At 65.1% G+C, this 22263-nt stretch carries 22 protein-coding genes; 19 read left to right on the top strand and 3 right to left on the bottom strand.

All coding sequences use genetic code 11. The features are described 5' to 3' along the window. The first annotated feature begins 54 nt into the window (after positions 1-54). Entirely contained in the window at positions 55-609 is a 555-nt protein-coding gene (locus tag FBZ87_RS27415; protein ID WP_145613753.1) for a TetR/AcrR family transcriptional regulator, read from the top strand. Positions 610-612: 3 nt separating this feature from the next. Here FBZ87_RS27415 and FBZ87_RS27410 read toward each other — a convergent pair whose 3' ends face one another. After that, positions 613-1515 carry an SDR family oxidoreductase gene (locus FBZ87_RS27410; protein ID WP_246134631.1) on the bottom strand — a complete coding sequence of 301 codons (903 nt, stop codon included), beginning with the start codon at positions 1513-1515 and terminating at the stop codon, positions 613-615. A 297-nt stretch (positions 1516-1812) separates the two neighbouring features. Between FBZ87_RS27410 and FBZ87_RS27405 the strand changes: the two genes are divergently transcribed. From FBZ87_RS27405 to FBZ87_RS27340, 14 genes are all read left to right on the top strand, one after another. Next, positions 1813-3426 (top strand): serine hydrolase, encoded by a 1614-nt coding sequence (locus tag FBZ87_RS27405; protein WP_186455022.1) that lies wholly within the window; start codon positions 1813-1815, stop codon positions 3424-3426. 13 nt (positions 3427-3439) lie between these two features. Further along, complete coding sequence (gene tetH, locus FBZ87_RS27400) at positions 3440-4201, top strand: thiosulfate dehydrogenase (protein ID WP_145613751.1); 762 nt, start codon at positions 3440-3442, stop codon at positions 4199-4201. A 668-nt stretch (positions 4202-4869) separates the two neighbouring features. Beyond that, a complete protein-coding gene (locus tag FBZ87_RS27395; protein WP_145613750.1) occupies positions 4870-5916 on the top strand; it encodes an alpha/beta hydrolase family protein in 1047 nt (348 codons plus the stop codon). A gap of 23 nt (positions 5917-5939) precedes the next feature. Then, complete coding sequence (locus FBZ87_RS27390; RefSeq protein ID WP_186455021.1) at positions 5940-6446, top strand: phosphoribosyltransferase; 507 nt, start codon at positions 5940-5942, stop codon at positions 6444-6446. 248 nt (positions 6447-6694) lie between these two features. After that, positions 6695-6982: an alanine-zipper protein gene (locus FBZ87_RS27385; protein WP_145613748.1), complete on the top strand. Its 288-nt coding sequence runs from the start codon at positions 6695-6697 to the stop codon at positions 6980-6982. Further along, positions 6979-7989, top strand: coding sequence for a L,D-transpeptidase family protein (locus FBZ87_RS27380; RefSeq protein WP_145613747.1), 1011 nt, complete (start codon positions 6979-6981; stop codon positions 7987-7989). Before FBZ87_RS27385 ends, FBZ87_RS27380 begins: the two co-directional genes overlap by 4 nt. A gap of 192 nt (positions 7990-8181) precedes the next feature. Continuing rightward, positions 8182-9030, top strand: coding sequence for a universal stress protein (locus FBZ87_RS27375; RefSeq protein WP_186455020.1), 849 nt, complete (start codon positions 8182-8184; stop codon positions 9028-9030). Positions 9031-9071: 41 nt separating this feature from the next. After that, a complete protein-coding gene (locus FBZ87_RS27370; RefSeq protein WP_145613745.1) occupies positions 9072-10028 on the top strand; it encodes a ribose-phosphate diphosphokinase in 957 nt (318 codons plus the stop codon). Positions 10029-10179: 151 nt separating this feature from the next. After that, positions 10180-10368 carry a BON domain-containing protein gene (locus tag FBZ87_RS29395; protein ID WP_246134633.1) on the top strand — a complete coding sequence of 63 codons (189 nt, stop codon included), beginning with the start codon at positions 10180-10182 and terminating at the stop codon, positions 10366-10368. A gap of 1 nt (position 10369) precedes the next feature. Beyond that, positions 10370-11539, top strand: coding sequence for a phosphotransferase (locus FBZ87_RS27360; RefSeq protein ID WP_145613743.1), 1170 nt, complete (start codon positions 10370-10372; stop codon positions 11537-11539). Then, positions 11499-12152 (top strand): BON domain-containing protein, encoded by a 654-nt coding sequence (locus FBZ87_RS27355; RefSeq protein ID WP_088874914.1) that lies wholly within the window; start codon positions 11499-11501, stop codon positions 12150-12152. The genes FBZ87_RS27360 and FBZ87_RS27355 overlap by 41 nt, the downstream gene beginning before the upstream one ends. A 37-nt stretch (positions 12153-12189) precedes the next feature. Further along, complete coding sequence (locus tag FBZ87_RS27350; RefSeq protein ID WP_088874915.1) at positions 12190-12846, top strand: BON domain-containing protein; 657 nt, start codon at positions 12190-12192, stop codon at positions 12844-12846. Between the two features lie 41 nt (positions 12847-12887). Beyond that, positions 12888-14501 carry a chaperonin GroEL gene (gene groL / locus FBZ87_RS27345; RefSeq protein WP_145613742.1) on the top strand — a complete coding sequence of 538 codons (1614 nt, stop codon included), beginning with the start codon at positions 12888-12890 and terminating at the stop codon, positions 14499-14501. A gap of 51 nt (positions 14502-14552) precedes the next feature. Then, on the top strand, positions 14553-15260 hold the full coding sequence (locus FBZ87_RS27340; RefSeq protein WP_040846462.1) for a Bax inhibitor-1/YccA family protein: 708 nt from the start codon (positions 14553-14555) through the stop codon (positions 15258-15260). 21 nt (positions 15261-15281) lie between these two features. Here the strand turns inward: FBZ87_RS27340 and FBZ87_RS27335 are convergent, their stop codons facing one another. Then, complete coding sequence (locus FBZ87_RS27335) at positions 15282-15791, bottom strand: BCAM0308 family protein (RefSeq protein WP_145613741.1); 510 nt, start codon at positions 15789-15791, stop codon at positions 15282-15284. 67 nt (positions 15792-15858) lie between these two features. Then, positions 15859-16596, bottom strand: a complete 738-nt coding sequence (locus tag FBZ87_RS27330; protein WP_145613740.1) for a cyclic nucleotide-binding domain-containing protein — start codon at positions 16594-16596, stop codon at positions 15859-15861. A 463-nt stretch (positions 16597-17059) separates the two neighbouring features. Between FBZ87_RS27330 and FBZ87_RS27325 the strand changes: the two genes are divergently transcribed. From FBZ87_RS27325 to FBZ87_RS27310, 4 genes are all read left to right on the top strand, one after another. Further along, positions 17060-17893 carry a universal stress protein gene (locus FBZ87_RS27325; protein WP_186455018.1) on the top strand — a complete coding sequence of 278 codons (834 nt, stop codon included), beginning with the start codon at positions 17060-17062 and terminating at the stop codon, positions 17891-17893. 83 nt (positions 17894-17976) lie between these two features. Beyond that, positions 17977-20508, top strand: a complete 2532-nt coding sequence (gene mgtA / locus FBZ87_RS27320; protein ID WP_145613739.1) for a magnesium-translocating P-type ATPase — start codon at positions 17977-17979, stop codon at positions 20506-20508. 131 nt (positions 20509-20639) lie between these two features. Continuing rightward, positions 20640-21065, top strand: a complete 426-nt coding sequence (locus tag FBZ87_RS27315) for a DUF3775 domain-containing protein (RefSeq protein WP_088874923.1) — start codon at positions 20640-20642, stop codon at positions 21063-21065. A gap of 17 nt (positions 21066-21082) precedes the next feature. Next, entirely contained in the window at positions 21083-22258 is a 1176-nt protein-coding gene (locus FBZ87_RS27310) for a patatin-like phospholipase family protein (RefSeq protein WP_145613738.1), read from the top strand. The last annotated feature ends 5 nt before the right edge of the window (positions 22259-22263 follow it).

Genomic DNA, 22263 nt, shown 5'->3' with positions numbered 1-22263 from the left:
TCCCTCAGGTGCATACATATTGAACCACCCGGTGCAAAACCCTATGTTTTCGCCATGGCTAGACCGAGAAAATTCACCCGCGACGCCGTCCTGGATCGGGCTGTTCCCGTCTTCTGGCGCCGGGGCTATGCCGGCACCAACGTGCAGGAATTGGAACGCGCCACCGGCGTCAACAAATCAGGGCTGTATACGGAATTCGAGGGCAAGGAAGACCTGTTCCTCGCCGCCTTGCAGCGCTATCTCGATACCGGCCCTGCCCTACGCCTGCTGGACCAGCAGCCGCTGGGATGGGCCAACATCGAACGCTTCCTGGCTGAAGCGCCGTTCGTCATGGCCGCCCAGCCCGGCTGCTTCGCCGTCAACGTCACAGGCGAGGTTGACTGTCTGCCCAGCCGCGCGGCCGACATCATCCGTGCCTACAACCGGCGCCGGGCGGACGCCATCGCCCGCAACGTGGCCGCAGCCCAACCGGCGCTGGATGCCCGGGTGACGGCGGACATGATCGCCGCTTTCTTCATAGGCACCTGCATGGATGTCAATCTGGATGCCGACCCGGCGCCCCATCGGGCCAAGGTCGGCATCCTGATGTCCATGCTGCGGAGTTTATGAAGGTCAGACGGGTATGGGATTGGCGGCCAGCATGGCGTTGAAACCATTCACCAGCGCATGCTCGCCCGGGCCGGGATTGTTGCGGAAGTCGCGTGCTGCGTCGACCACGACTTCTTCGACCTCAGTCGCCAGACCAGCCATGGTCTGATCGATGAAAGCGTCCAGCGGCATGGCGCGGGGATCGTCGCTTTTCTTGATCAGGTCGGTGTTGACCCAAGGCGGAGCGATTTCCTGCACCCTCACCGACGTCTCGCGCAACATGAACCGCTGCGACAGCGTGTAGGAATGCAGCGCCGCCTTACTGGCGGAATAGACGGCGGTGAAAGCCAGCGGCACATAGGCCAGGACCGACGTGTTGTTGATGACGGTGGCGCGCGCCTGCCGCTTCAGGTGCTCGATCAGCGCGGATGTCATCCGGATCGGCCCCAGCAGGTTGGTGGTCAGGATGGCCTGACTGACCGCATCGTCCACCACCATGGCGGCATCGTCGAACGGCATGATACCAGCGTTGTTCACCAGAACATTCAATGCCGGATAGTCGCGGACCAGGGTGGCCGCCGTCGCCGTGATGCTGGCCGGATCGGTGATGTCCATCCGGATTCCGGCCATGCCGGGATTGGCGGCAGTGACCTCGTCCAGCAGCGCCTGGCGGCGGCCGGCGATGATGACTTGGTTACCGAGCTTGTGGAATGCCTCTGCCAGGCCCCGGCCAATGCCGGAGGTGGCGCCGGTGATAAAGATGGTATTTCCGGTCATTTGCATGATGTTACTCCAGGAAAAGGCGGCCGCTGGGCGGCCATTTAGCTTGACCCTTGCCTTATGGCGGTCGCCGTCGGCGGGGAATGAGATGGTTTTACCCCGACCGACATCCGTCCTAAATGTCACGTACCCGACAAAAAAGGACATCCGATGCGCCTACCATTTCAGCGCCGTCATAGCCGCCTTCTTTGATCAAATGCCGGCCCCGGCTTCTTGAACGATTAAATAACAAAAAGCGGAAAAACGCCGCGAATTGAGCGACACAGACAAATCATATACCGCAGTATATAAATAAAGATTCTATGTATGGGTTGTTGCGTAAATATACCCCAGTCAAAATCGTCGAGCGTTTGGATTTATGAAAATTCCGCGAAATACGCGAGGAATTGGGTCCTAGCCGCACCTTTTGCCCCGTGCGGGCCCCAACCGATCAGAGGACTGACTATGATGTTTTCGCGCGCCGCGGCGGCTTTGGCATTCGCCACCGGCTGTCTTGCCCAGGCCACCTCGGCATCAGCCCAGGCCGCGCCCAAGCTGCCTATCGTGCGCGGCAGCGCCAACCTGCAGGATCGTGGTGAATATATCGATCAGTTGATTGCCGACTTCATCGCCAGGAATGGGCTCCCCGGCCTGACTATGGCGATCGTCCAGGCGCCCTACATTCCGCGATCCGCCGGCTATGGCAAGACCAGCCTTGACCATGACGAACTCGCGTCCACCCGCACGATGTGGAATATCGGGCCCATCACCCAAGCCTTCACCGCCGTGGCGATCATGCAGCTCAAAGAGCAAGGCAAGCTCCAGCTGACCGATACGATTGGCAAGTTCATCGACGACCTTCCAGGCAATTGGCGCAGGGTGACCCTGCTTGAGCTGATGCAACACAGTTCCGGCATCCCGGATTACCGTGACCTGCTGGACGACAGCCGTAGCTACACGCCGGATGAACTGCTCGCCCTGGCAGCGGGCAAGCCCATGCTGTTCAAGAGTGGTACGGAAGTCCGGCTCAGCGCCACGGATTCCACCCTGCTCGCTATGGCAGTCGAGAAGGCCAGCGGCATGTCGTTCCATGACTTCGTGTGGAAATTCCAGATCGAGGTCGAAGGGCTGCCCGCCACCATGTTCGCGAGCGACCTCGCGACCAAAGCTGCGGTTGATAGACCCGACCCGATTCCGACCGACGACAATCAGCACCAGAAATTCAAGTCCGATGCACGTTATATCAACCCGGTGGAGCCCGCGACGGGCTACCGTTCCGCCAACGGGCAAATGGTGGCGCTGAAGCCCGAGGCCTCGGCCAATCTCTTCGGGTTCGGCGATCTCTGGTCGTCAGCCGAAGATATCAGCAAGTGGGACATCGGCCTCGCCGGCTCCACGCTCATCAAGGACGCGGCCGACCGCGACGTCATTTATAAACCCACCAGGCTCGCCAACGGCACCGTGGTGCCGGCGATGGCGGGATGGGAGTTCACCCATCATCCGGGATTCATGGAAATCAAGGGCAATTCGCCCGGCTTCAGCTCGTACCTCAGCCGCTTCACGGAATCATCCGAACTGGTGTGCGTCACCCTTCTGACCAACAAGGAGGGGGTTGATTTGACCGTTTTGGCCCGCGATATCGCCACCGCGTACAAGGATGATCTCGGCCCCGACATCTATCGCCGAAGCATCGTTGCCCAGGAGAGCAAGTACGGTCCGGCGGAGACAATCCAGCGCGTCAAGGCCATTCTTGCGGAAGCGAAGGTTCCGGTTTTCGCCACCTTTGACCATGCTGCGAACGCCGAGGGCGTTAGCGAAAAGCTGCGACCGACAACCGTGATTGTTTTCGGCAACCCGAAGATGGGCACCAAGTTGATGCAGAAGCAACAGTCACTTGGCATCGAGTTGCCGCTCCGCGTCCTCGTCTGGCAGGACGAGATGGGCCGGACCTGGATCGGGCATCCCGACCTTGACGCGCTAGTCACCCGCTACGGGGTTGAGGATCCGGCAACGCTGACCGCCATGGGCAAGGCGCTTGAGGCGCTGGTGAACCGGGCCGCCAATGTCTACACTTATTGAGTGAACGTCGATCATGCCGGATGTGAACCGACGTTCCGCGTTTCTCACGTTTGGCGCCGGTGTCGGCGCAGTGGCCGCATTGCACGCGGCCACTGTGTCGGCGGCCCCGACGTCAGCGCCGGGAATGACCCATATCGCCGACCTGACGCGGCGTCTTGCTGCCGCGCCTCGCCGCCGCGACTTCACCACGGTTCCCTTCATGCTGGATCGCATGGAGCTATGGGACCACGAAGCTTCAGCTCTTCTGCTCGATTACCGCGGTGGTCCTAAACAGGTGTGGGAAAGCAGCGACATTGCCGCCGCCTGGCCCAACCTCATTCGTGAATCGCTCAATGGGCAACAGTTCGCCCACGGCAATACCGACTTTCTCGCGGTCTCGGCCACCCACGGCACCGCCCACCTCGCGCTTTTCAATCAAAGCATCTGGGACAAGTATGGTCTTGCCGGGAACACTGGCGGCAGGTTCGCACGCAATGATTTTATTATTGTACCACCGGACGTATCTCCTGCCGATGATCACCAAAACGTGAACGGCTTTTACGGCCCCGGCAACAACAGCATCATCTCGCTGCAGAGGCGCGGCGTGGTCATGATCGCTTGTCACGATTCTATCCATGCGATCGCACGCGGACTCGCCAGGCAAGGATCAAACGCCGACACCATCGCCGCTGATCTGACCAATAACCTCATTCCGGGGGTGGTCCTGGTCCCCAGCGTGGTGGCGTACCTAGTTGAACTGCAGCGAAGCGGCTTCACCTACGCCAAGGCCGCTTAAGCCGGACTTGCGCGGAACGCGCAGAGCCACACGCGCGTTCCGCCGAGTGGCCCAGGGTGTGATCGGTTCGGGTGATATCACCTGATCGTGCAAACCCTCTTTGTCATGACCAGGTTAAGAGCAAGATGCGGGCGGCTATAGCCGGTCCAGCAAGGCGAACGTGGCCTTCAGGTGCTCGGCCAGGGGGCGGGCGGTGTCTGGATGGGCCGCGTGGTCCAGACGCCACCACCAACAGGGGCCAGGACCGCCAGTAACAGGTCGGCCATTGTCGCGAGCTGAACCATTCGCGCCTCAGCCTGAGCGGTCAGGACCTGCATCTGTGTGGTTAGCGCGCTCAGTCTTCAACGCCGCCACGGCCGCCTGCAACTGCGCGGCCTGCACGTTCAGGGATGCCGGAAAAGGGGGATCCACACCATCAGTTCACAGGATCATACCGGCCTCCGATATTCTTCGTAGGCTGCGGTGCAGAACTGTCGAGCCTGCAGGCGCGATCTTTGACGCGCGGCCCGGCGAGCAGATTCGAGTGCGGCACCCCTTCCTTGCGCTAGGTCAATGTCGTCGACCAACGATTGACCCAAGATGCTTAACGATGGCCGCCGCGATGATGCGTTGATCAGCCAACCATCAGCCTTCCAGGTTGCCTGCCCCTCGACCCAACGGAGGAGAGCGTGCCGGAACCATTGCCTTTGCCGCATGACATTCCGCAGGCCCCAGGCGGCTTCACGGAGGAAATCCTGCGGGATGGCGCGTTTGGCCGCCTGCTGCGCTTCCATGTCACCGGCGACCGGGAGCCCGCGCCCCTCCCACGCACTCTGCTGGTTGCGCCGTTATCAGGCGTGAACCCTCGCCTCCTGTATGACATGGTCGCGGATTTGGTAGCAGGGACCGACCTGCACCTGCTGGAATGGCGTGACGCGGCGGAGGTGCCCGCGGCATGCGGAGGCTTCGGCTTGCCCCACTGCCTGTCGCAGGTATTGGAAGCCGTCCAGGATCTGGGAGAAGAGGTCAACCTGATCGGTCTGTGCCAGTCGGCCCTGCCGGCCCTGGCCGCCACCGCTCTGCTGGCATCCAGCCGGACCTTGGCCAAACCGCGCGGCCTGGTCCTGATCGGCGGCAAGATCGATCCCCGCGTCAACTCCACCCCCGGTGATCGCTTCGCCATGACCCATTCCCTGGACTGGTTTCGCGAGCATGCGATCACAGCCGTTACAGCCGGACGCCCCGGCGCGGGACGCCCGGTCTATGCCGGGACGACGCAAGAAAAGGTGCTGTGGTCCTACGTGAACCGCCACCTCGCCGACGGATGCGACATCATCACGAAGGCACTTCACGATGATGGGAGCGATCCCAAGGGACACCCCTTCCTGCCCAGCCTGGGGGCCCTGATCGACGTGCCGGCGGAGTTTTTTCTGGACGTCATCGGCACCGTCTATCACGCCCATGCGCTGCCAGAGGGTCGGATGGTCTGGTTTGACTTGCCGGTGGACGCCAGGGCCGTACGAGACACCGCCCTGCTCACCGTCGAGGGTGGCCGGGACGATATCGCCGGCCCCGGGCAATGCCGGGTGGCCCATGACCTGTGCCCCGACATCCCCCAGGACAGGCGCGGCCACAGCCTTCTCCCAGGTGCCGGGCATTTCGATCTTTTCCATGGCACTGTCTGGCGTGAGCGGGTCCGACCGATGGTCAACGAGTTTCTGCACCGGCACCTATAGCCGAGGGCCTGTGCATGCGGTTCATGGATAGACGCGACGCCGGTCAACGGCTGGCAGGCCGCCTGGCAGACCGCAAGAACGGGATCACCGTGGTCCTGGCCCTGCCTCGGGACGGCGTACCCGTCGCATATCAGGTCGCCCATGCCCTGGACGTGCCATTGGTGCTGATGCTGGTCCGCAAGCTGGAGGTTCCCATCGAGCCTGAAACCGCCATGGGCACCTTCGCCGAAGGTGCCGAAGGCGGCAAACCGGTCGTCGTGCTGGTTGAAACGACCTTGTCCGCCCCACGGATCTCCCCAGCCGAGGTGGACAGGATCGTCGCTGGCGAGATGCGGGAACTGGACCGACGGCACCGCCTGTACGGGGATGGCCGGCCCGCCCCCAACCTGAACGGCAAGACCGTCATCCTGGTGGACGATGGTATCGCCACCGGCGCCAGGATGCGGGCGCCGTGCGCGCCGCCCGCCAGCGACACGTCGCGACGGTGGTCGTCGTTCCCGGCGCCGGGCCAAGACTTCGCGATGCCGTGAGATCGCAGGCTTTTTAGAAAAATCAAGTAATCATGGCAACCATCTCGACTTGATCCAACTCAAGGTGCCGAACCAGGCATTCCCTTAGAGTTCTATTGGCGGCTGGGCGGTTTTGAGCCTCTCAAGACCTTGAGCAGTCCATTGAAGAACCGCCGCGACCACATGTCTTCGTCGCCGCCTGGATTTCTGTTCGTGTGACACCGCTGCCTCGTCGGCGCGGGCCTCCAATCCATGCAGGAGAATTGACCATGCTGAAAACCTTCTCGGTGCTCTTGATCGGCAGCACCTTGCTGGCCGGCTGCACCTCCTTGAGCGAGCAGGACAAGGCCCTGCTGGCCAACACCAAGGCCGTCGCGGAACAGGCGCAGGCCACGGCGGCGGCGGCCAAGGCCGCTGCCGACCAAGCGGCCGCCAGTGCCGCCCAGGCCGCCACCGCCGCCCAAGCCGCCGCCGCCGCCGCGCAGGAAGCCGCCGCCAAGGCCAACGCGGCCGCCGACAAGATCGACAAGATATTCCAGCGGAACCTGCGCAAATGATCAAACCCCGGCTGGGCCGGCCCACGCGCGGCCGGCCCGCTGGCTGGCCGACGGGCTGGCAACGCGTGGGGGTGGCCACCCTGCTCGCGCTTCTCCCCCACTGGCACCCGGTGTTGGCCGGCACCTTGATCGGCGAAACCGCCGCCTATCGCATAGAATCCCCCAGCGAGACCTTGATGGATGTCGCCCGCCGCTTCGACCTCGGCTATGTCGAAGTGCGCGCGGTGAACCCGGACATCGACCCTTGGCAGCCCCGCCCCGATGCCGTGGTGCTGTTGCCCCTGGCGCATCTTTTGCCGGATGTGCCGCCCGCCCCCGCCCGCCGCTCCCTGATCATCATCAACCTGGGCGACTTCCGCCTGTACTGGCTGCCGGCCAAAGGGGAACCGACCAGCATGCCCATCGGCAGCGCGGCGGATCCCTACCCCGAGCCCATGGGCGAAGGCCACATCCGCGGCAAAAGGGTCAATCCGGTTTGGACACCACCGCCCACGGTCCGGGCGGAGCACCCCGACCTTCCCCGTTCGGTGGGTCCAGGGCCGGACAATCCCCTGGGCGCCTTCGCCCTGGACATGTCGTGGCCGGCCTATGCCGTGCACGGGACGAACAAGCCCGACGGCGTGGGCCGGCGCGTCAGCCACGGCTGCATCCGCCTGTATCCGGAGGACATCGCGCGCCTTTTCCCCCAGGTGAGTATAGGCACGCGGGTCGTGATGGTGGACCAGCCGGTCAAGCTGGGATGGATCGATGGCGAGCTTTATCTGGAGGCCCATCCCGACCGCGACCAGGCGGATGAGATAGAGCGGAACGGCACCTTCGTCCCGCACCTGTCGGCCCAATCGACCATGGACACCCGGTTGTGGATCGCCCGCCTGGCGGGCGACGCCGTGGACCGGGTGGATTGGGGACTGGTCGACGACATCCTTTCAAGTCGCAACGGCCTGCCTGTCCCCATCCTGAAGTCTCCGGACACGGCAGCGGCGGGGGAGCAGTCCCCACGACGATGATGACCGGTGCCGTGAAGGCCACCACCAACATCCTCCGACTGTTCCATTTGCGTACCTCCTACGGGCGCGGGCCTTGTTGACTTGCATCAAAGCGGGCGTGCGGGATGACGCCAATACTCAAACCGTGCTGGCGACCCGGCACCGCGCACTGGCGTGGACAGGCCGCTTCCCCTGAAGATGAGGGCCGGCGTCATGATCAAAGAAATCATCGTTCATCTTGACGGTACGCCTGACGATGAGGCCCGCATCGTTTATGCGGAATATTTGGCGGCCGCGCGTGGCGCCCATATTCGCGGGCTCCATTGCGTACTTCTGCCGGAAATCATCCTGAACCTGCCCCAATACGCCATCAGCAGGGACGTGGCATCGGAACAGATGGCGCAGTTCAAGGCCCAGGTGGACAAGACCAAGGAGGATCTGCGGACCCGGCTGGACAGGCTGAGCGTTCCCTATGACCTCCGCCGTTTCGATATCCTGGCCGAGGGGGTGGAGCGTATCGTGGCCAACCAGGCCCGGACCGCCGACCTGATGGTGGTGCGCACCCCTTACCGGCCCGGTTTCGCCGTGCCGGGCCGGGCCCCGGAGATCGTGGAGGCGGCCCTGTTCGGATCCGGTCGCGGCGTGTTCGTGGTGCCGGAGGAAGAGCCGGTGCGCGTCCGTCCCATGGACACCGTCCTGGTCGCCTGGACCGACAGCCGGGAAGCCGCCAACGCAGTCAGCCGGGCCATGCCCTTCCTGCAGGCGGCGACCCAGGTGGTGGCCGCGATGGTGGAGGACGGCCGTCCGCCGGAGGCCATAGGCGAGGAGCCGGGCGCCGACCTGGCGCGCTATCTGGACCGGCACGGCGTCAAGGTCGAGCTTCGCCACCTGCGCGAATGGCGCAACGCCTCCGAAGCGCTTTTCAACGAGGCCGAACGGCTGGGCGCCGGCCTGCTGGTAGCCGGTGCCTACGGCCATTCCCGGCTTAGGGAATGGGTGTTGGGCGGCGTCACCCGGGACATCCTGACGAGAACGCCGATCCCCGCCCTGCTGGCGCATTAAGGCCACCCGGCGATCTTGAAATCCATATCGGGGGGATTGCCATGACCGCGCGCCCGCTCACCATCCTGGCCTTGCAGGACAGCCACGACTACGCCCAGGGCGTTGCCACCCATCTCGCCCTGTCGCCCTTCCCTCTGGAAGAGCGGCGCTTCGAGGATGGGGAGGTCAAGATCCGTCCGCTGGTCGATGTGGCCGGCCATGACGTCCATGTCGTGCAGTCGCTGCACGGCGATGGCGCGGCCAGCGTCCATGATCGTCTGTGCCGCCTGGCCTTCCTGATCGCCTGCCTGAAGGACAACGACGCCGCCAGCGTGACGCTGGCCGCCCCCTATCTCTGCTATGCCCGCAAGGACAGGCGCACCCAGCTGTTCGACCCGGTGACCATGCGCTATGTGGCCATGATGCTAGAGGCCATGGGCGTGGATCGCGTCATGGCGCTGGAGGTGCACAATCCGGCCGCCGCCGAGAACGCCTTCCGCCGGCCCTTCATCCATCTGGAGACGGCGGGCCTGTTCGCCGATCATTTCCGGGGCCTGGCCCGGGACCTGCCGGTGACCGTCGTCTCTCCCAGCACCGGGGGCGCGAAGCGGGCGGAACGGTTCCGCCAGGCGCTGCAGGCATCCGCAGGACGCGCCGTCGATAGCGGCTTCGTCGAAAAGAACCGCAGCGGCGGATTCATCACCGGCGGCGCGTTCCTGGGCGACGTCAAGGACCGGGCCGTGATCATTCTGGATGACCTGATCAGCACCGGGGCCACCATGGTGCACGCCGCCCGCGCCTGCCGCCTGGGCGGGGCCCGCCTGGTCCACATCGCCGCCACGCACGGCCTGTTCAATGGCGGCGCAGCCACGCTGTTCAGCGACGAGGTGGACAGCGTGGTGGTGACCAATTCGGTCACGCCCGTCGAAAGGCCGCCTTTCAGCGACCGCAAGCTGACGATCCTGGACACCAGCCCCCTGATCGCCGCCGCCATCCGCCGCCTACGCGCCGGGACATGAGCCGCTGAACCGCCAAACCGGCATGCCTGGGGAGACAATGCCATGCCTCGCAGTCCGGCCCTTATCACCGCAGACGCCCGATCCCCCCGCCCTTCAGGGGAGGAGGGGGGCATCAGCGGTGCCGAGGTTGCCGGAAGTCCCCTTGGCCTTCGTGGTAAGTGCCGCCCTGCGCCGCCACTCGCTGCTGTCCCTGCAATGGTTGAGCGTGAGCGGGACCGGGTCGGAGGTGACCCTGCGCGGCCGTGTCGACAACTGGCCGCTGCGCACCCTGGCGGAGCATATCGCCTGGGCCGTGCCCGGCGTGGCACGGGTGCACAATCTGGTCGACGTGGAGCCATGACATGGCCGATTTCACCGCCCAGTCCGAGGTCCTGGCCTTCCTGTCCAACCCGCATTCCTATGGCGGCACGCCGGCTGTGGAACGGATCACCACCCATTGCTCCAGCGTCTTCCTGGTCGACGGCTACGCCTACAAGCTCAAGCACGCCCTCATTTTCTCGGCGCTGGATTACAGCACCTTGGAAAAGCGGGAGAGAGCGTGCCGTCGGGAGATCGCCCTGAACATACGGACGGCCCCGGATCTCTATCTGACCGTGCGCGCCATCACCCGTGCGCCGGGCGGCGGTCTGGAGTTCGATGGCCAGGGGCCTCCGGTCGATTGGGTGGTGGTGATGCGGCGCTTCAACGGCCGGGACCTGTTCGACGCCATGGCCCGCGAGGGGCGCCTGTCCGCCGCCCTGGTGCGCCACGCCGCGGCGGAGCTGGCCAGCCTGCACGCGATCGCCGAGACCACGACCACCTGGGGCGGCGCCGACGGCGTGCGACGGGCCATCGCCCGCAACCTGCAGGAGGGACTGAAGCACCTGGACCTCAAGGGCTGCACCCTGGCCATGGCGCTGCACGACGAGTGCCAGATGAGGCTGACCACCGTCGCCGACTTGCTGGAGCACCGCCGCACCACCGGCTTCGTCAAGCGGGGCCATGGCGACCTGCGGCTGGCGAACATCTGCCTGTACAAGGGCCGCGTCACCCTGTTCGACGGCATCGAGTTCAGCGACGACATCGGCTGCGTCGACACGCTGTACGACTTGGCCTTCCTGCTGGCCGACTTGCGCCGGCGGGGCCTGATACAGCTCCTGGACGCGGCCTTGCGCCAATACATCGAGCTGACGGGCGATTCCGCCAGCCTCAGGGTCATGCCGCTGTTCATGGCGGTTCGGCTGGGCACCATGGCCTACGCCGCCGCGGCCTCAGCGCGCCGGCAATCCGACCCCGCCATCGCCGCGCGCCGCATGGCGGCGGCCCGCCTGCTGCTGCGCCGTGCCCAGAAAACACTGGCGGAACCGGCGCCCGGCTTCATGGACGGCTTCCGGCGCGTGCCCTCTTTGGCCGCCAAGCTCCGGCTTCGCCATCAGACCGTGGCGGAACACGGTGATTCCCCGGACGCAACCCCTCACACAGGAGATAAAGATGAGCGACGACAAGACCTTACAGCTGGATGTGATGGCTGAGCTGGCCTGGGACCCCCACCTGGACGCCAGCCATATCGGGGTGGCGGCGGAGGGCGCCGTCGTCACGCTCACCGGCCACGTGACGAGTTGGGCGGAGAAGCGGGCGGCCGTCGCCGCAGCGCGGCGGGTTCGGGGCGTGGGCGCGGTCGCCAATGAAATCGAGGTCCGCCTGCCCGCCGACCGCAAATGGCACGACGATGAGATCGCCAAGCGCGCCGTGGACATCCTGCACTGGTCCTGCCCCCAGGTCGCCCCCCGCGTGAAGATCACCGTGACCGCCGGCGTGCTGACCCTGGAGGGCACGGTGGAGCATTTCTTCGACCGCATGGAGGCGGAGCGTAACGTGCACCGGCTGCACGGCATCGTGCGGGTGGACAACCACCTTATCGTGTCCAGCCAGGCGAGCCTGGCCGATGTCCATGACAAGATCGAGGCCGCTTTCCGCCGCAACGCCAACCTGGCGGCGGACCACCTCAGTGTCACGGCCGACGGCCCCGTGGTGACGCTGCGCGGACGCGTGCGCAGCTGGCAGGAACATGACATCGCGGAACGCGCAGCCTGGGGCGCCCCCGGCGTCACCGAGGTCAACAACCTGATCCAGGTCGAACCCTGAGCGGCGACCCGCGGGAATACTGCGGCGGAGAAGCGGCATGAACGACAAGCAGTTGCAGAAGGACATCCTGGCCGAGTTGGACTGGGAGCCGTTTGTGAACCCCGCCCACATCGGCGTGTCCGTCGACCATGGCGTCGTCACGCTGACGGGCCACGTCACCAGCTTCGCGGAAAAGCATGCGGCGGCGGAAGCGGTCCGCCGCGTGCGCGGGGTGCGCGCGCTGGTCCAGGATATGCACGTCCAGCTGACGGACCCGCTATGGCCTGATGACGCGGACATCGCCACCGCCGCCGTCGCCCGCCTCAGCTGGCGAACCGGCATTCCAGCCGAAGCCATCAAGGTTTCGGTGGAAAACGGCGGCGTCATGCTGACCGGCCAGGTCGAAAACCATGGGCAGCGCGAGATCGCGGCCGCGGAGGTGCGTGACATCCCGGGCGTACGCATGGTGGTCAACGCCCTGACCCTGAGGCCCGCCGTCGTCAGTCCCGCTGATGTGCAGCAGCGGATCGAGGCCGCCCTGCGACGCAACGCCCTGATCGATGCCGGGCAGGTCGCCGTCATGGTCGCCGACGGGGTCGTCACCCTGACCGGCACCGTCCACAGCCTCTACGAACGTGAAGCGGCGGCCTGGGCCGCCTGGTCCGCGCCCGGGACGCGGGAAGTGCTCAATGAACTGGCCGTGGCGGGCGACTGACACTCGCCCACCGCCCCCACGCCAGCCTAGGGAGAACAGCCATGAGCCATACCGATCTACGTTTCGGCGATGAAGCCCGCGCCCAACTGCTGCACGGCGCGGACGTCCTGGCCCGGGCGGTCAAGGCCACACTGGGCCCCAAGGGCCGCACCGTCCTGATCAAGCAAGGCTTCGGCCCCGCCAGGGTGACCAACGACGGCGTGACCGTGGCCCGGGCCATCACCCTGCCCGGCGTGTTCGAGAACATGGGGGCGGAGATGGTGCGCGAGGTCGCGGCCAAGACGGGGGACGAGGTGGGCGACGGCACGACCACCGCCACCGTCCTGGCGCAGGCCATCCTGCATGAGGGCGTGAAGGCCATCGCCGCCGGCCTGAACCCCATGGACCTCAAGCGCGGCATCGATTTGGCGACCGCCGCCGCCGTAGCCGACATCAAGAAGCGGGCCAAGCCGGTCGACACACAGGAGGAGATCGTGCAGGTCGGCACCGTTTCGGCCAACGGCGACCGGGTGATCGGCCAGCTGGTGGCGGACGCCATCGCCCGCGTGGGACGCGAGGGCGCCATCACCATCGAGGATGCGCAATCGCTGGACACGGCGCTGGACGCGGTGGAGGGACTGCAGTTCGACCAGGGCTACATCTCCCCCTATTTCATGACCGACCCGGAGAAGATGACCTGCACGTTGGAGGAGCCCTATCTCCTGCTCCATGAGAAGCGACTGGCCGGTATCCAGCAGCTGGTGCCCCTGCTGGAGGAGGTAATGAAGGCCGGCCGCAGCCTGCTGATTGTCGCCGAGGATGTGGAACAGGACGTCCTGGCCACCCTGGTGGTCAACCGCCTGCGCGGGGGCCTGAGGGTCGCGGCCGTCAAGGCGCCCGGCTATGGCGACCGCCGGCGTGCGCAGCTGGAGGACATCGCCATCGTCACCGGCGGACAGGTGATCAGCGGCGACCTGGGCATGAATCTGGACAGCGTGACGCTGGCCATGCTGGGCCGGGCGCGGCGTGTCGTCGTCACCCAGAAGGAGACGACCATCATCGACGGCGCCGGCGCCGAGGCGGCCATCGAGGCCCGATGCGCCCAGCTGCGCGACCAGGTGGCGACCGCCACCTCAACCTACGACAAGGACAAGTTGAAGGAACGGCTGGCCAAGCTGTCCGGCGGCGTGGCGGTCATCCGCGTCGGCGGCGCCACGGAACTGGAGGTGAAGGAGCGCCACGACCGCGTGGATGACGCCGTCCACGCCACCCGCGCCGCGGTGGCGGAGGGCATCGTGGCCGGTGGGGGCGTGGCCCTGCTCTACGCCACCCGGGCGTTGTCCGCCCTGGATACGGAAAACCAGGACCAGCGCGTGGGCGTGGACATCGTCCGTCGGGCGCTGGAGCGCCCCATCCGCGACATAGCGGGAAACGCCGGCACGGACGGCGCCGTCGTGGTCGGCCGGCTGCTGGCGGCCGGCAGCCCCAACTTCGGCTACGACGCCCAGCGCGGCCAATACACCGACCTGATGGCGGCTGGGATCATCGATCCGGTCAAGGTGGTGCGGCTGGCCCTGCAGGACGCCGCGTCGGTCGCCGGCCTGCTGATCACCACCGAGGTGCTGGTCGGTGAGGTCGGCGATAGCGCGCACGACCACCCGCCCACCGACTTCTGATCTGTCGGGCGGCGATGGCCGATACCCGGACGACCAGTGGAGGAGGAAGACATGTCTGAACAGTTCGTATGGCGGGACATGGCCCTGGATCAGACGGACGGCGGCGGCCTGCGGCGCTATATGCTGTCCGTCTATCGCCATATGGGTCTGGGTCTGGCCGTAACCGGCGCCACCGCCCTTCTGGCCATCCAGTCCGGCTTTTACGCCGTCATCGCCCATTCCGCCTGGCTATGGCTGGTCCTGCTGGCGCCGCTCGCCCTGGCCCTGGTGTTCAGCTTCGGCTTCCAGCGACTCAGCCTGGGGGCGACGCGCGCCTTGTTCTGGGTTTACGCCGTGGCCATGGGCCTGTCCTTGGCCGGCGTCTTCCTGGTCTACACCGCCACCAGCATCACCCGCGTCTTCTTCATCGCCGCAGCCATGTTCCTGGCCATGAGCCTCTGGGGCTATACGACCGGGCGCGACCTGACACGGTTGGGCGCCTTCATGATGATGGGGCTGGTCGGCATCCTGATCGCCGGGGTGGTCAACCTGTTCCTGGGTTCGACCGGGCTGCAGTTTGCGCTGTCCGTCGGCGGGGTGATCGTATTCACCGGCCTTACGGCCTGGGACACCCAGCGCATCAAGGAACTTTACTGGCACTGGGCCGCCAGCACGGCGCGGGAAAAGCTGGCCCTCATGGGTGCGCTGGCGCTGTATCTGGATTTCATCAACCTGTTCCTGGCACTGCTGCAGTTGATGGGTGACCGGCGCGATCGCTGAGACACGCCGGCCACCGCCAGGTCAGGCGCGTTCCCAAGCCACCCTTGCGAAGAACCCATCTTCCTCATGATGGATTTCCAGGGCGCCTTCATAGGCCCGTTCCAGCGCGTCACCCATGCGGCAGGCCAGGCGCGGATCCGTAGTGCGGACGGTGATCCCATCGTCATCCACCGCGATGTCCATGATGCGGTTCAAGGCGTGCTCGGCCTTTTCCAGTTCCTCCTGATGGTGGATGAGGCTGAGCAGTTCCTGCTGCTTCGCCCGCACGAAGTCCCCCTTCAGGGTGAGTATGCCCCCGGCGGCGCCTTCCCTGATCCGCCGGCATGCCGGACATGTCTGCGCCGGCCCCAGGGCGGCGCACTCCCCCCAATGCCAGCGGCCTTCGCTGAAAACCGCGCCGCAATCGGGGCAACAGGTGCCGTCCGGCATCTTTTCAACGGAATGATAGGGGTCATTCGACGCGGGATTTTGGGCCCGGCCGGAAATACGGCGTCCTCGCGATGGCACCGCCGGTTGATCGCTGGCCTTCATGGCGCGCCTCCTTTCTGAAATACCGGATAGGTCTGAAATACCGGATGGGTCTCAGATACCGGATGGGTCAGGCCTTCGCAGGCCGCTGCGGGTCCAGCTGGACGGTAATCGCGTTGCCGGCGGCAAGGTCCTGCAGGCCCGGGACGTTCAGAAGCTCAATGGAATGGTCGGCCAGGGGTCGGATGAGCCGCCTGCCTTTGAGCAGGGAAATGGTGCGGGACACCGTTTCCATCGTCAGACCCAGATAATCGGCGATATCCGTCCTTGTCATGGCCAGCGGCAGGTGACGGTCTTCGGTGGAATGGCTCCGCCGCTGCAGAAGGGTGAGCAGGAACGATGAGAGCCGCTCCGTGGCGTCTTTGCGCCCCAGCAGCAGCATCTGGTCCTGGGCGATCTGCAACTCCGTCATCGTCCAGGCCAGCAGAGCCTTGCGCAGCCCATGGTCGCGTTCCAGCAGCGCGGCCAGCTGCCGGCGGCCCATATGGCGCAGGATGACCGGCGAGATCGCCTCGGCGGAATGCAGATAACGATCGTCCAGCGACAGACCGAGCATGTCACCCGGAAACGCGAAGCCGATGATCTGACGCCGGCCGTCCGGCATCATCTTGAATAGCCGGACCGCACCGGACACGACGATGTGGATGTCCGTCGCCAGCTCCCCTTCACTCAAGATGCTTTGTTCCTTGGCATAAGCGACGGGCTCTGTGAAGGCACCCGGCAGATTGTGGTGCCGAATGGAGTCGGCGATGGTCAAGGCGGCAGGCAGGTCGGCGGGATGCGATTCCTGTGAATTGGAGAAGCCCATCAGTCAGTTCTCCCTTTGACGCGTCGACGGGAAGTCATCGGAGACGCTTCAATCTATTGTCACAGGGAATCAAGATCTATGATTAAAGGCATACATACACGTTAGATAAATACAAAAGTGATAGTGGATTGTGTTTTATTTTAAAAATGACACAACATATGCTATTAATTTGACATACACCGAAACAATTTGCTCAATAATCCAATAATTCACTTACAAAGTCTGGTCGACCCCATTTATTTTTAATAAATTTTTTTTATTCAAATTAAAATAATGCCGTCTTAATTTACTTTGCTATGCATTGCGCCAGGAAGCGCCCCACCTATGGTTAGCCTAGGTTTCATACGCATCTCGGCCGGGATTGGTTGAGATGAATCAAGGTACCAGCCACCAATTTGCGTCAGATTGCAATTCACGGTTGGGAACCCCTCTCCGGCCGCCGCATGGAGTGAGGGCGGGCGTGATGATCAAGGAAATTCTCGTTCATCTGGACGGCAGCGCCGACGACGAAAGCCGGATCATCCATGCCGACCATCTGGCGGGTATGCACCAGGCCCACATCCGGGGCGTTTACCTCAATCTCCTGCCTGAACCGCCGGTCAGCATCTCACACTACGCCATCAGCCGGAGCTTGATGTCCCAGCGGCTTGATGAGACCCGGACACAGTGCCGGTCGGTCGAACACGCGCTGGAGCGGCGATTTGCAAAGCTCTCCGCATCCCATGACCTGCGCCGCTTCGACTGTATCGCGGCGAATGTCGGCGATGTCGTCATGGCCCAGGCCCAGACGGCTGACCTGATGGTGGTACGCACCCCTTACCGGATCGACAAACCGAACCGCGCCAGCACCGTGGTGGAGGCGGCGTTGTTCGGATCGGGCCGCGGCGTATTCGTCATTCCGGAAGAAGACCCTTTGCGGCTGCGCCCCATGGATACCATCTTCGTCGCCTGGAAAAGCAGCCGCGAAGCGGCGAACGCGGTGGCCCAGGCCATGCCGTTTCTCCGCCGGGCCAAAAAGGTCGTCATCGCCACGGTCGCCACCGACGGGCCGGAGGAGGTTCCCGGCGATCGCGATCTGGCCAGCTATTTGGAGCGGCATGGCGTGGCCGCCGAGATCCGGCGGCTGGGCAAATGGGACAATGTCGCCGCCGGGCTGTTCAACGAGGCGGAGCTGCTGAACGCCGGCCTGATCGTGGCGGGCGCCTACAGCCATTCCCGTCTGCGGGAATGGGCGTTGGGCGGTGTCACCCGGGACATTCTGACCAAAACACCGATACCGGCCTTGCTAGCCCATTAGGGTTCCCGGCCCTTCCAGGGCCGACAACATCAGGAGGAGACTCTGATGGCGTACGGTGCCGCAGTGGGGCCATGCAGGGGGCCATGTTGAACACCCGCCCACCTGCCATCTGGGCCTTGCCGCTGGCCGACCTGTTGGCGGCACTGCCGGCCAATGCCGGCGGCCTCACGACAGTGGAGGCGGAGCAACGACAGCGGCGATGGGGCCCCAACCAGGTTTTGGCTCGTCGCCGGCGACCCGCGTGGCTGGACTTCCTGGCCCGTTTCGCCAATCCGCTGGTGCTGATCCTGCTGTTCGCCAGCGCCCTGTCGGCAGCCACCGGCAACACCTCCAGCTTCGTCATCGTCTTGGCCGTCGTCTTGCTCAGCGTCGTGCTGGACTTCATCCAGGAGCGACAGGCCGAAGCCGCGGTGGAGGCCCTGCGCCGCACCGTCGCCGTGCGGGTGCAGCTCTGGCGCGACGGCCATGAGACGACCGTGCCGCTGGAGCAACTGGTGCCGGGTGACGTGGTCCGGCTGGCGGCCGGCGACCTGGTCCCCGCCGACTGCCGCCTGCTGGAGGCGCGCGACCTGTTCGTGAACCAGGCCATCCTGACGGGAGAGCCCTATCCGGTGGAAAAGCGTGCGGACCAGGGGCCCCTGCTCACCGGCGCGCCCGGGGAGGCAACCGCCTGCCTGTTCATGGGCACCTCCGTCCTCGCCGGCAGCGCCACGGCCGTCGTCTGCCAAACGGGCGGCGCCACCCTGTTCGGACAGATGAGCCGCAGCCTGCAATCGGCGGCGCCACCGACGGCTTTTGAAACCGGGGTCCGCCGGTTCGGCTTCCTGATCCTGCGGCTCACCTTTTTCCTGGTCCTGTTCGTGCTGGCGGTAAATTCCCTGTTCCACCGTCCCTGGCTGGATTCCCTGATGTTCGCGCTGGCCCTGGCGGTGGGACTGACGCCCGAACTGCTGCCCATGATCGTCACGGTGACCCTGGCGCGCGGCGCCCTGCGGCTGGCCAAGCGCAGGGTGATCGTCAAGCGGCTGGCGTCCATGCACAATGTCGGCGCCATGGATGTGCTGTGCACCGACAAGACGGGAACACTGACCCAGGCCGCCATTCAACTGGTGCGCACGCTGGATGGTGAGGGCAACGATGCCCCCCGCCTTTTCGAGCTGGCCTACATCAACAGCCGGTTCGAAACCGGCCTGCACAGCCCCATGGACGAGGCCATTCTGGCCCACGGCCAGGTCGATATGACCGCCTGGCGGAAGTGCGACGAGGTGCCTTTCGATTTCGAGCGCCGGCGCGTGTCGGTCCTGGCGGAAAACCATGATACCAAACTGCTGGTGGTCAAAGGTGCGCCGGAGGACATGGTGCGGCTGTCCGGCCAGTGGCGTGGACCGGAGGGAATGCTTCGCCTCTTGGATGAGGAAGCCCGGGCACAGTTGGACGCCCAATTCCAGTCGCTGGGCCGCGAGGGCTACCGCGTGCTGGCCGTCGCCACCAGGCCCCTGCCACCCGACCGCCAACACATCGACCGCACCGATGAACACGACCTGGTCTTCGAGGGGCATCTCGCCTTCCTGGATCCGCCCAAGGCCAGCGCCACGGCCGCCGTGACCGCGCTCGCGCGATCCGGCGTCGACATCAAGATACTGACCGGCGACACCGAGGCGGTCACCCGGCACCTGTGCGCACAGCTGAACCTGCCCATCATCGGACTGTTGACGGGCGAGGAACTGCAGGCCCTGACCAGTGAGGCATTACACGCGCGGCTGAAGCAGGTGAACGTCTTCTGCCGCGTGACGCCGCAGCAGAAGGAGCGTGTGCTGTCAGCCTGCCGCCGGGCGGGGCACGTCGTGGGTTTCATGGGGGATGGGGTCAACGACGCCGCCGCCCTGCACGCCGCCGATGTCGGCATTTCCGTGGACAGCGCCGCCGACGTGGCCAAGGAGGCCGCCAGCCTCATCCTGTTGGACCAGGATCTTTCCGTCGTGCACGAGGCCGTGCTGGAGGGGCGCCGCACGGTCCTGAACGTCACCAAGTACGTCCTGATGGGCAGCAGTTCCAATTTCGGCAACATGTTCAGCATGGCCGGCGCGGCCTTGTTCCTGCCCTTCCTGCCCATGCTGCCGGTGCAGGTTCTGCTGAACAACCTGCTCTATGATGCGTCGGAGGCAGGCATCCCCTTCGACCGCGTGGAGGAGGAGGCGCTGACGCGGCCGGTGCACTGGAACCTGCCCCTGATCCTGCGCTTCATGCTGGTGCTGGGCCCGGTCAGCTCGCTGTTCGACTTCCTGACCTTTTATGTCCTGCTGCACCTGTTGCATGCCCAGGAGGCCCTGTTCCAGACTGGCTGGTTCATCGAGAGCCTGGCGACACAGGTGCTGGTGATCTTCGTCATCCGCACACCCCGCGCGCCCTGGCGCGGCCGGCCCCACCCATTGTTGGCCGGGTTGGCCGTGTCCACGGCGGTGCTGGCCGCGCTGCTGCCGCTGACGCCGTTGGGCGGGCTATTCGGACTGGTCGCGCCGCCGCCCGCCTTCTATCTGTTTCTGGTCGGGGCCATCGTGGTCTACCTCACGCTGGCGGAGGGCGTTAAAAGGCTGTTCTTTAAGAGATTTTCTTGATTGGCGCCGTGACGGCTGGAAAGCAAAAAGCCCACCCTTGAGCCACGTCAAGGATATATCCCGCCAATTCCCTTAAGCGTTGAGGAGCACGCACGCAGCCGGTCACCATTGGCCGGACAAGGGAGAGGACCATGCCCACGGTCGAGACACCCCAGCGGGTCGAGTTGAACATCAGCGTTGAGAAAGTCTTCTACATCATTGTGAAGGCCCGGGAATTCGACGTGAAGGTGGCGCCGGTGGAACCGGATCCCGGCTCCAATCCCGCCGATGACGGCGAGGGCTCCATCCTCGGCGATTATGCCGACGATCCGACGGCCGCCGAGCTTCGTGCCGCCATCAACGCCCTGAACGACGATGAAGTGATCGACCTGATCGCCCTGGCCTGGCTGGGGCGCGGCGATGACGACTGGGCCACCGTCCGGGCTTTGGCCCGCGAGCGCCACCATCGCCATTCCGCCTCGTACCTCATGGGCATGCCGGCGCTGGGAGATTACCTGGAGGAAGGGCTGGCGGCGCTGGGCCACTCCTGCGAGGAATTCGAAGTCGGGCGGCTTTGACGGGCGGGACCGGAACCATGCCCGACATGCCCCTGCTCCGGACCCATCGGTCCACTGCGCGTCCCCCGTTCCGGCGCATCGCGCTGGTTCTGCAGGGCGGCGGCGCCCTGGGCTCTTACCAGGCCGGCGCGTATGAGGCCTTGGCCGAGGCGGAGTTGCACCCCGACTGGGTAGCCGGCATGTCCATCGGCGCCATCAACGCCGCACTGATCGCCGGCAACCCGCCCGGGGAGCGCGTGGCCAAGCTGCGGCAGTTTTGGGACGAAGTGGCCGGAGCGGCCCGGGCCCTGGATTGCCTGGAAGCGTTGGCGACGTCGCAAGTGGACGGCGAGGCACCGCGATCCACCCTCAACCAACTGAGCGCCCTCATAGCGACCGTAGCCGGCGTGCCCGGCATGTGCACCCCCCGGCTGGTCCCACCCTGGGCGTCGTGGCCGGGCAGCACGGCGGCGACCAGTTTCTACGACACCGCCCCCCTTCGCCGCACGCTGGAGCGGCTGGTGGATTTCGATCGCATCAACGCTGGCGGCCTGCGCTTCAGCGTCGGCGCCGTCAACATCGAAACCGGCAACTTCGTCTATTTCGACACCGCCACCCATACCATCGGTCCTGAACATGTCATGGCCAGCGCCGCCCTGCCGCCGGGTTTCCCGGCGATCGAGGTCGACGGCGAGTTTTATTGGGATGGCGGATTGGTGTCGAACACGCCCCTGCAATGGGTGCTGGAAGGCGATGCGCACGAGGACACGCTGGCGTTCCAGGTGGACCTGTGGAGCGCCAGGGGCGACATGCCGACAAGCCTGGCCGAGGCCATGACCCGTCAGAAGGAAATACAGTATTCCAGCCGGACCCGGGCCGTGACCGATGAATTCCGGCGCAAGCAACGGCTGCGGCATGCCATCGCCGCCCTGCTGGCCGCCCTGCCCGCCGACTACCGCGACCTGCCGGCGGCCCGCCACCTGGAGCCCGACGCGGACCACAAGGTGTTCAACATCATCCACCTGATCTATCACGCCAAACGCCACCAGGGCAGCACCAAGGATTTCGAGTTCTCCCGGCTGAGCGTCGGGGAGCATTGGGCCATCGGCTACCAGGACACGGTGCGGACCTTGCGTCATCCAGAGGTGACGCGGCGTCCGGAAACGGCGGACGGGATCTTCACCTTCGACGTGGCCGTCGATGGCCGGGAATAGGAGGG

It is taken from the genome of Nitrospirillum amazonense (assembly GCF_007828035.1).
Taxonomy (GTDB): Bacteria; Pseudomonadota; Alphaproteobacteria; order Azospirillales; family Azospirillaceae; genus Nitrospirillum; species Nitrospirillum amazonense.
This window is presented reverse-complemented; position numbering and strand designations above follow the sequence as displayed.

Coding starts and splice junctions, on each gene's coding strand:
- FBZ87_RS27335 (WP_145613741.1), bottom strand. CDS start 15,791: ATGAAGGCCAGCGATCAACCGGCGGTGCCATCGCGAGGACGCCGTATT.
- FBZ87_RS27350 (WP_088874915.1), top strand. CDS start 12,190: ATGAACGACAAGCAGTTGCAGAAGGACATCCTGGCCGAGTTGGACTGG.
- FBZ87_RS27360 (WP_145613743.1), top strand. CDS start 10,370: ATGGCCGATTTCACCGCCCAGTCCGAGGTCCTGGCCTTCCTGTCCAAC.
- FBZ87_RS27375 (WP_186455020.1), top strand. CDS start 8,182: ATGATCAAAGAAATCATCGTTCATCTTGACGGTACGCCTGACGATGAG.
- FBZ87_RS27355 (WP_088874914.1), top strand. CDS start 11,499: ATGAGCGACGACAAGACCTTACAGCTGGATGTGATGGCTGAGCTGGCC.
- FBZ87_RS27330 (WP_145613740.1), bottom strand. CDS start 16,596: ATGGGCTTCTCCAATTCACAGGAATCGCATCCCGCCGACCTGCCTGCC.
- FBZ87_RS27380 (WP_145613747.1), top strand. CDS start 6,979: ATGATCAAACCCCGGCTGGGCCGGCCCACGCGCGGCCGGCCCGCTGGC.
- FBZ87_RS27390 (WP_186455021.1), top strand. CDS start 5,940: ATGGATAGACGCGACGCCGGTCAACGGCTGGCAGGCCGCCTGGCAGAC.
- FBZ87_RS27325 (WP_186455018.1), top strand. CDS start 17,060: ATGATCAAGGAAATTCTCGTTCATCTGGACGGCAGCGCCGACGACGAA.
- FBZ87_RS27370 (WP_145613745.1), top strand. CDS start 9,072: ATGACCGCGCGCCCGCTCACCATCCTGGCCTTGCAGGACAGCCACGAC.
- FBZ87_RS27405 (WP_186455022.1), top strand. CDS start 1,813: ATGATGTTTTCGCGCGCCGCGGCGGCTTTGGCATTCGCCACCGGCTGT.
- FBZ87_RS27385 (WP_145613748.1), top strand. CDS start 6,695: ATGCTGAAAACCTTCTCGGTGCTCTTGATCGGCAGCACCTTGCTGGCC.
- FBZ87_RS27310 (WP_145613738.1), top strand. CDS start 21,083: ATGCCCGACATGCCCCTGCTCCGGACCCATCGGTCCACTGCGCGTCCC.
- FBZ87_RS27410 (WP_246134631.1), bottom strand. CDS start 1,515: ATGTCCTTTTTTGTCGGGTACGTGACATTTAGGACGGATGTCGGTCGG.
- FBZ87_RS27315 (WP_088874923.1), top strand. CDS start 20,640: ATGCCCACGGTCGAGACACCCCAGCGGGTCGAGTTGAACATCAGCGTT.
- FBZ87_RS27340 (WP_040846462.1), top strand. CDS start 14,553: ATGTCTGAACAGTTCGTATGGCGGGACATGGCCCTGGATCAGACGGAC.
- FBZ87_RS27415 (WP_145613753.1), top strand. CDS start 55: ATGGCTAGACCGAGAAAATTCACCCGCGACGCCGTCCTGGATCGGGCT.
- groL (WP_145613742.1), top strand. CDS start 12,888: ATGAGCCATACCGATCTACGTTTCGGCGATGAAGCCCGCGCCCAACTG.
- mgtA (WP_145613739.1), top strand. CDS start 17,977: ATGTTGAACACCCGCCCACCTGCCATCTGGGCCTTGCCGCTGGCCGAC.
- tetH (WP_145613751.1), top strand. CDS start 3,440: ATGCCGGATGTGAACCGACGTTCCGCGTTTCTCACGTTTGGCGCCGGT.